The sequence below is a fragment of the Kitasatospora sp. NPDC101801 genome (genome assembly GCF_044766665.1).
Taxonomy (GTDB): Bacteria; Actinomycetota; Actinomycetes; order Streptomycetales; family Streptomycetaceae; genus Kitasatospora.
This window is the reverse complement of sequence record NZ_JBIWML010000072.1, coordinates 1-8,010: the sequence shown is the minus strand read 5'-3', so window position 1 is coordinate 8,010 and position 8,010 is coordinate 1. Positions and strand designations below refer to the sequence as shown.

At 72.4% G+C, this 8,010-nt stretch carries 6 protein-coding genes; 5 read left to right on the top strand and 1 reads right to left on the bottom strand.

Annotation, left to right across the window (positions count from 1 at the left end; genetic code table 11):
* Positions 1-147: 147 nt before the first annotated feature.
* Complete coding sequence (locus tag ACIRPK_RS35960) at positions 148-1,077, top strand: hypothetical protein (protein ID WP_403046914.1); 930 nt, start codon at positions 148-150, stop codon at positions 1,075-1,077.
* A 76-nt stretch (positions 1,078-1,153) separates the two neighbouring features.
* On the opposite strand, the gene ACIRPK_RS35955 is transcribed toward ACIRPK_RS35960, so the two are convergent.
* Positions 1,154-3,505: a chitobiase/beta-hexosaminidase C-terminal domain-containing protein gene (locus ACIRPK_RS35955; RefSeq protein WP_403046911.1), complete on the bottom strand. Its 2,352-nt coding sequence runs from the start codon at positions 3,503-3,505 to the stop codon at positions 1,154-1,156.
* A gap of 656 nt (positions 3,506-4,161) precedes the next feature.
* Between ACIRPK_RS35955 and ACIRPK_RS35950 the strand changes: the two genes are divergently transcribed.
* The 4 genes from ACIRPK_RS35950 (at position 4,162) to ACIRPK_RS35935 (ending at position 7,856) form a co-directional block, all read left to right on the top strand.
* Positions 4,162-4,329: a hypothetical protein gene (locus ACIRPK_RS35950; protein ID WP_403046909.1), complete on the top strand. Its 168-nt coding sequence runs from the start codon at positions 4,162-4,164 to the stop codon at positions 4,327-4,329.
* Positions 4,330-4,493: 164 nt separating this feature from the next.
* Entirely contained in the window at positions 4,494-5,756 is a 1,263-nt protein-coding gene (locus ACIRPK_RS35945; protein ID WP_403046906.1) for a MurT ligase domain-containing protein, read from the top strand.
* A 137-nt stretch (positions 5,757-5,893) separates the two neighbouring features.
* Positions 5,894-6,622 (top strand): type 1 glutamine amidotransferase, encoded by a 729-nt coding sequence (locus ACIRPK_RS35940; protein ID WP_057235347.1) that lies wholly within the window; start codon positions 5,894-5,896, stop codon positions 6,620-6,622.
* A 208-nt stretch (positions 6,623-6,830) separates the two neighbouring features.
* Positions 6,831-7,856: a 6-phosphofructokinase gene (locus ACIRPK_RS35935; protein WP_403046903.1), complete on the top strand. Its 1,026-nt coding sequence runs from the start codon at positions 6,831-6,833 to the stop codon at positions 7,854-7,856.
* The last annotated feature ends 154 nt before the right edge of the window (positions 7,857-8,010 follow it).

The following is an 8,010-nucleotide window of genomic DNA, read 5'->3' as shown; positions in this document are numbered from 1 at the left end:
GGCTCACACACAAACACTCTGCGGGGATGTTGTGGGGGGGGGGGGGGGGCCGCCCCCCCCCCCCCCCCCCGCGGCCCCGCCCCCCCCCCCCCCGGGGGGGCCCCCCCCGCGCCACCCCACCCCACCCCGGAAGGAATGTGACGAGCCGTGAGAAAGCCGGCCGCCCTCCTCGCGCTGGCCGCCGCCACCTGCCTCCTCGCGGCGTGCGGCTCAGCCGCCCGTGCTCCGCTCCCGGCCGACCGGGCACCGTCCGTCGGCCCGGCCACCGGGACCCTCGCCGCCGGTGAGACCCTGCCGATCGCGGCGTACCAGTTCACCCCCGGCCAGCTGAAGGTCGAGGCGGCGGCCTACGTGCTGCTCTACAACCGCTGCATGGCCGCCCACGGCTTCAGCGGCCTGGCCGAACCCTCGGACGACCGCCGCGACTTCGACCCGATGGTCGGCCGGTACGGCGCCGACGCGGACGGCTACGCCACCAGCGGCTACCACTACAAGGCGTTCTACGTCAGCGGCCGGGCCGGCACCGCAGCGCCCGCCTGGGCCGTCGAGGCCAAGGCCAAGGGCCGAGCGACCCGCTCCGCCGACGAGCAGCGGGTGGCCGACGGCTCGGTGCGCAGCTACGGCGGCGCCGACGTCCCGGTGGGCGGCTGCGAGGGCGACGCCAAGCGGCAACTCGTCGACGGCGGCGGCTACTACGGCCCACCGGAACTGCCCGGCCGGATCGACGCGGACAGCTTCGACCGGTCGCTCACCGATCCCCGGGTCGTGGCCGGATTCGCGGCCTGGTCCGCCTGCATGGCCGAGGGCGGCCGGCCCTACCCCGACCCGCTGTCCGCCGCGACGGACCGGCGCTGGCACACCCCCGAGCCGACCCCCGAGGAGCTCGCCACCGCGCGCACCGACCTGGCGTGCAAGGGCCGTACCGGCCTGGTGCCGACCTGGCTGCACGCCGAACAGCGGCTGCAGCAGGCCGCCATCGCCGAGCACGGCGCCGAACTCGCCGCCGTCAAGGCCGGCGAGCAGACCTCCGTCCGCACCGCCACCACCGTCACCGGAGTCGGCCCCACCCCACCGTGATCCTGTCGCCCGCCCGGCCGGAACCCCTGGGTTCCGGCCGGGTTCCGAGCCCCGAGCCCTTGCCGGCTCGTGTGCCCTACGGGTACGAGACGACGTTCACCGGGACGGTGCCGGTCGGGGTGACCCCGCCCGTGTCGTTGATGACGTGGGTGATGGTGCCCTGGTAGTTCAGCGAGACGCTGAGCAGCGAGTGGAACCGCACCCCGCTCACGTTGGGCACCTCGAACGCGTGGTAGCTCGCCACCGCCGGATTGACGTTGAAGTAGCAGTAGCTGCCCAGCCCCCACGCCTCGTGGCTGGTGACGTTGGGGCCGACCTTGTAGGCGGCGTAGCCGTTCACCGTGGCCGAGCTCTTCCAGGCGGCCTGGTTGGGCACGTCGTACGGCATCTCGTTCTGGAAGAAGATCGTCCGGCCGCCCTGGCCGTTCCAGATCACCTCGTGCTTCTGGTAGTGCTCGACGAACAGGCCGGTGGCGAGCACGTTGTTGCCGTTGACGATCAGGCCGGTGTCGGCGGGGTTGACGGTCCAGCCGAAGGTCCCGGCATTGCCGTGGTCGGCCCGCCAGGCCCAGATGTGGTCGATGATCGTGTTGCTGCTGTTGACCACCAGGCTGGTGGTGGCCTTGCCCGCGACCTGACCGCCGATCCGGAAGAACACGTCCTGGATCGTGGTCGGGTCGGCCGCGTGGCCCGCCGCCGAACCGGCCGGCCCGACGGTCAGCAGCGCCTGCGAGTTGGTGGTGCCGGCGTCGAACAGCAGGCCCTTGAGCCGGACCCCGTCGACGTCCGCGACCTGCATGGCGTTGACGCCGTTGTCGGGGACGAAGGTCGGGTAGCCGATGCCGAGCACGACCGTGTCGGCACGGGTGACGTTGAGCGTCTGGTTCAGGTGGTAGATGCCGGGGGTGACGAACAGGTTGCAGCCCTGGGCGAGCGCGTTGTTGATGGTGGCGGCGGTGTCACCTGCCTTGACCACGTAGAACTGGCTCATCGGCAGCGAGCTGCCGGGGGTGCTGCCGGCGGCCCAGCTCGGGCCCGTGGCGTTGGTGCGCAGGCTCGGCAGGAAGACCCGGTAGCGGTTGGCGCTGTCGACGTACAGGTACGGCACGTCCCGGGAGACCGGGGTGGTGGCGAGCACCGTCTCGGGCGGGGTGGGGAAGGTGTTGGCCGGGGCGCCCTGGACGCCGGAGAAGACCATGTTCCAGACGCCGCCGTCCCAGCTGCCGAGGCCGCTGTCCCGGGTGTACCACTGCTGCTGGGATATCGAGGCCATCTGGCCGCTGACCCAGCTGTCGGCGACGTAGCCGCCGCTGGCCCAGCCGTAACTGGCCGGGTAGAGGGCCAGGTTGCCGCGCACGTCGATCCGCCGGAACGGGGCGGCCTGCGCAACGGCCCACCGGTTGGTGCCGCCACCCGGGTTGATCGCGAGGTTCTCGGCGCTGCGCCAGAAGTTCTGGGTGGCGTTGCCGGCGTCCGAGGCGTTGAAGGCGTCCACGGTGATGTTGCCGTTGATGACCACGTCACCGGGGTTCTGGCCGAGACCGGCCACCGAGGTGTAGAAGCCCACGTTGTCGTTGACGTTGTAGGTGCCCGGCTTGAACAGGTCGGCCACCCGGTTCGAGCTGAACTGGGCGGACAGGGTGTCCTTCATCTGGTCGAAGTGGGCGTCCAGCTGCGCCTGGATGGTGGCGGCGGACATGCTCGGGTCGTAGACGTGCACGTTGGGGCCGAAGTTCGGGGTGTCCGACTGCACCGGGCACCCGGTCTGGGTGCCCCCGATGGTGTAGACCTCGGTGGCCACCGGGGAGTCGGTGCGGCCGGCCAGCTGGGCGAAGGCCCGGACGGTGCCGCTGGCCGTGACGCTGATCGGCCCGGTGTACACCGGGGAGCTGCCGTTCGGCGTGGAGCCGTCCCGGGTGTACCGGATGGTCGCCCCGGCCGTGGCGTCCGAGATGGTCACCGTCTGGGCCGAGGCGTACTGCCCACCGGCCGGGCTGAAGGTCGGCTGCGCCACCTGGCCGCCGGTGCCGCCGCCCTGGGTGTAGCCGAAGTGCGGGGTGTCGTACTGCGGCCCGCTCTTCTCGTACGTGAACCAGTAGTCCAGCACGTTGCCGGTGGCCAGGCCGCTCACCGTGTGGGTCCAGGTGCCGGAGCCGTTGACCATCCGGACGTTCTGCTGGTTCGCCGCGTTCACCAGGTAGTGCACGTCGACGTAGAGCGCCGCCGTGGTCGGGGTGAACGAGATCTTCGCCTGGGTGCCGCTGGTCGCGGTCACGCTCTGGGTGTAGTCCGGGTCTGCGGCGACAGCCGTCCCCGGTGCCAGGCCGAGGCCGCCGAGCAGCAGCGCCAGCACGGCCAGCAGCAGCGGGATGCCGCGGGCGCCCTGCCGCGGGCGTCGGACGCGTGGACCGGTTCTCTGGAGCGTCATGGGGTGGGTCCTTCCCTTGTTCATCGCGGTGCGGGGGGTGCGACGGCATGGGACGGCACCGACCGCCCCCTGACGGGGCGGGTCGGCGGCCGGGACACGGGCGAGCGCTGCTCCATGGATGCGGTCGCGGAACGGCGGCACCGGCGCGGCGGGAGGGGCCCCCGGCAGGTGTCATGGTGTGACTGGGTGGGCGAACACTCTCCCTGAGAGCGCTCTCAAAGTCAGGACGGTACCAGCCACCGAAGGGGCGGCCAAGAGGCTGAGCCGGAATTGCACGACCCCAACTTCCTTGTGCCACAGCCCACCTGAGCGATCCCCACCAACCGCCACCCCAGGGGCTCGGGGCTGCACCGTAGGCAGGCGCCCAGCCGTCAACCACCCCAGGGGCTCGGGGGCTGCGCCGTAGGCAGGCGCCCAGCCGTCAACCACCCCAGGGGCTCGGGGGCTGCGCCGTAGGCAGGCGCCCAGCCGTCAACCACCCCAGGGGCTCGGGGAACTGCGAGGAGATCTGGCGTGCGGGTCACTGCGAAAGTGCCTGACCACCCACGCAGCGATCACCTTTCCCGAGGTCGGCGTCGCAGTTCCCCGAGCCCCTGACTCCGTAGCAGGCCGAGCGTCTGCCTACAGCAGAGCCATGGGTCAGGCTGCGCCGCCGCGTGACCGCCGATCCCGCGCTGCTGGGCCGGTGGGACTGCGGCTTGGCTTGGGCCCTCGCCGAGAACGACGAGCCGGAGCGGTTCCGGCACTCCGCACCAAACGGCACCGTCCGCTCCCTGGTGCTGCCGGCACCGGTGGACGGGCCGCGGCGGTCGCGTCCCGACTGAGGGTGCACGATCCGGTGGACGGGGCCACCACCACCTGGGGCCGACCGGCCGGTCGGCCTGAGCAGGCGTCAGAAGCGCCCCTGCGCGGTGCGGCGGGACGGAGTGGGTAGGCTGGCCCCGTTCTGCCGCGCAAGCGGCGCCGCAGCAAGGAGGAACCACAGAGCATGCCAGGCCCCGATTCGGAAGCCGCAGCCGTACGCGACGCCTCGCTGCCCGCCCGTGCCAAGATCGCCGTGACGGCCGGCCGGGTGGCCGCCGCCCTGTCGCAGAAGGCCGGCCGGGGCAGTGGCTCGGTGATCGGCGGCAAGATCGCCCTCAAGCTGGACCCCGACCTGCTGGCGACCCTCTCCGACCACCTCGACGTGGTGCTGGTGAGCGCGACCAACGGCAAGACCACCACCACCCGCCTGATCGCCGAGGCGCTCCGCGCCGCAGGCCCGGTGGTCTCCAACGCGCTCGGCGCGAACATGCCCGCCGGGATCACCGCCGCGCTGGCCGGTGGCAGCGAGGCGCGCTTCGGCGTGATCGAGGTGGACGAGAAGTACCTGGCCGGCGTCGCCCGCGACACCCGGCCGAAGGCCATAGCGCTGCTGAACCTCTCCCGCGACCAGCTGGACCGCGCCGCCGAGACCCGGATGATGGCCGAGAAGTGGCGCGAGGGCCTGCAGGACACTGACGCGGTGATCATCGCGAACGCGGACGACCCGCTGGTGACCTGGGCCGCCTCGTCCTGCCGCAAGGTGGTCTGGGTGGCCGCCGGTCAGGCGTGGAAGGAGGACGCCTGGTCCTGCCCGTCCTGCGGTGGCGTGATGCAGCGTCCGGGTGACGACTGGTTCTGCCAGGACTGCGGCTTCCGCCGTCCGCAGCCGCACTGGGCGCTCCAGGGCACCCACGTGATCGACCCGCAGCGCGGCGCCTGGCCGATCCAGCTCCAGCTGCCGGGCCGGGCCAACCTGGCCAACGCGACCAGCTCCGCCGCGGTGGCCGCCGTCTTCGGTGTCGCCCCGCAGGTCGCGCTCCAGCGGATGCAGGCCGTCACGGCGGTCGCGGGCCGCTACGACGTGGTGCAGTACCTGGGCCGCGACGTCCGGCTGCTGCTGGCGAAGAACCCGGCCGGCTGGCTGGAGACGTTCTCGCTGATCGACCAGCCGCCGGCCCCGGTGATCCTCTCGGTGAACGCGCTGGACGCGGACGGCACCGACACCTCCTGGCTGTGGGACGTGGACTACGAGCGGCTGTCCGGCCACCCGATCTTCGTGATGGGCCAGCGCAAGCTGGACCTGGCGGTCCGGCTGGAGGTGGCGGGTCTGCAGTTCCAGGTGGTGGACTCGCTGGAGCAGGCGGTCCGGATGGCCCCGCCCGGACGGATCGAGGCGATCGCCAACTACACGGCGTTCCAGCAGCTGCGCAAGGCGGTGGCGAACTGATGGCGACTCCCCCGTTCCAGGAGAACCCGTACCAGGGCAACCCCTACCAGCAGCCGGTGCACCCCGGCGCGCCGCAGCAGCCCGCGTACCCCACCGAGCCGCCCCAGGTGCGGCCGCAGTCCGGAAGGTCCCAGAGGATGAGCGAGAGCAGCCTGCGCCTGGTCTGGGTCTACCCGGACCTGCTGAGCACCTACGGCGACCGCGGCAACGCACTCGTGGTCGAGCGCCGGGCCCGCCAGCGCGGCCTGAACGTGCAGCGGATCGACGTCCGTTCGGACCAGGCGGTGCCGACCAGCGGCGACATCTACCTGATCGGCGGCGGTGAGGACCGCCCGCAGCGGCTCGCGGCCGAGCGGCTGGCGGCGGACCAGGGTCTGGTCCGGGCCGCCGAGAACGGCGCGATCATCTTCTCGGTCTGCGCCGGCTACCAGATCCTCGGGCACGAGTTCCTGAACGACCGGGGCGAGCGCCAGCCGGGCCTGGGCCTGCTGGACGTCTGGACCGGCCGGGGCGAGGGCGCCCGCTGCGTCGGCGACGTGCTGGCCGAGACCGACCCCCAGCTGAACCTCCCTCAGCTCACCGGCTTCGAGAACCACCAGGGCATCACCCACCTGGGCCAGGGCGTCAAGCCGCTAGCCCAGGTCCAGGTCGGCCGGGGCAACGGCACCGGCGACGGCACCGAGGGCGCCTGGCGGGACACCATCTTCGGCACCTACCTGCACGGCCCGGTGATGGCCCGCAACCCCGCCGTCGCCGACATGCTGATCAAGCTGGCGCTGGACGTGAACGCGCTCCCGCCGGCCGACACCACCTGGTACGACGCGCTCCGCGCGGAGCGGATCTCGGCGACCCGTCAGCCCGCCTGAGCTGTCCAAGGGTTGAACAGGGGTCAACACCCCCCGCGATCCGTCACACAATGGAAGAGCCGAACGCACCACCCTCCTAAGGCGTTCGGCGCAGTACCGCGAGGGCCGGGTCAAGGGTGACCCGGCCCACATCGGCGCCTGCCCGGTCGGATCCGGGCGCCGTATGGTGGAAGTCCGGCTGTCCGTACTGTTCGGGAGTTGCAAAGCAATGCGTATTGGTGTGCTGACCAGCGGCGGTGACTGCCCTGGCCTGAACGCTGTGATCCGTTCCGTGGTCCACCGGGGGGTGGTCGACCACGGCGACGAGATCATCGGGTTCCAGGACGGCTGGCGCGGTCTCCTGGAGGGCGTCCACCGCCCGCTCACCCTCGACTCGGTGAGCGGCATCCTGGCCCAGGGCGGCACCATCCTCGGCTCCTCCCGGGTCCAGCCGAGCCACCTGCGGGACGGCGTCGAGCGGGCCAAGCAGTACTGCGCGGACCTCGGCATCGACGCGGTGATCCCGATCGGCGGCGAGGGCACCCTGAAGGCCGCCAAGCTGATGAGCGACGGCGGGCTGCCGGTGATCGGGGTCCCGAAGACCATCGACAACGACATCGCCTGCACCGACGTGACCTTCGGCTTCGACACCGCCGTCTCGGTCGCCACCGACGCGCTGGACCGGCTGAAGACCACCGCCGAGTCGCACCAGCGGGTCATGGTGGTCGAGGTGATGGGCCGTCACACCGGCTGGATCGCGCTGAACGCGGGCATGGCCGCCGGCGCGCACGCGATCGTGGTGCCCGAGCGCCCGTTCCACATCGACAAGCTGACCGAAGTGGTCCGCGAGCGCTTCGACCGGAACAAGAAGTTCGCCATCGTGGTCTGCGCCGAGGGCGCCAAGCCCGAGCCCGGCTCCATGCACTGGGAGGAGGGCGTGAAGGACATCTACGGCCACGAGCGGTTCACCGGCATCGCCAACCAGCTCTCCCGCGAGCTGGAGCACCGCCTCGGCAAGGAGGCCAAGCCGGTCATCCTCGGCCACACCCAGCGCGGCGGCACCCCCACCGCGTACGACCGCGTCCTCGCCACCCGCTTCGGCTGGCACGCCGTCGAGGCCGCCCACAAGGGCGCCTTCGGCCACATCACCGCCCTCCAGGGCACCGAGATCCGCCTCGTCCCCCTCGCCGACGCGGTCGCCGACCTCAAGACCGTCCCGGCCGAACGCTACGTCGAGGCCGAGACCGTCATCTGACGCTCCTGCCGCGGGGGGGGGCCCGGGCCCGGCCCCCCCCCCCGGCCCCCCCCCGCCCCCCCCCCCCGGGGCTCCGCCAGGGGGGGGGCGGCGGTTGGCACCCCGCGGCGGGCCAGCGAGGGGAAGGCGCCCGGGGCCCCGGTGGCGGCGGCGG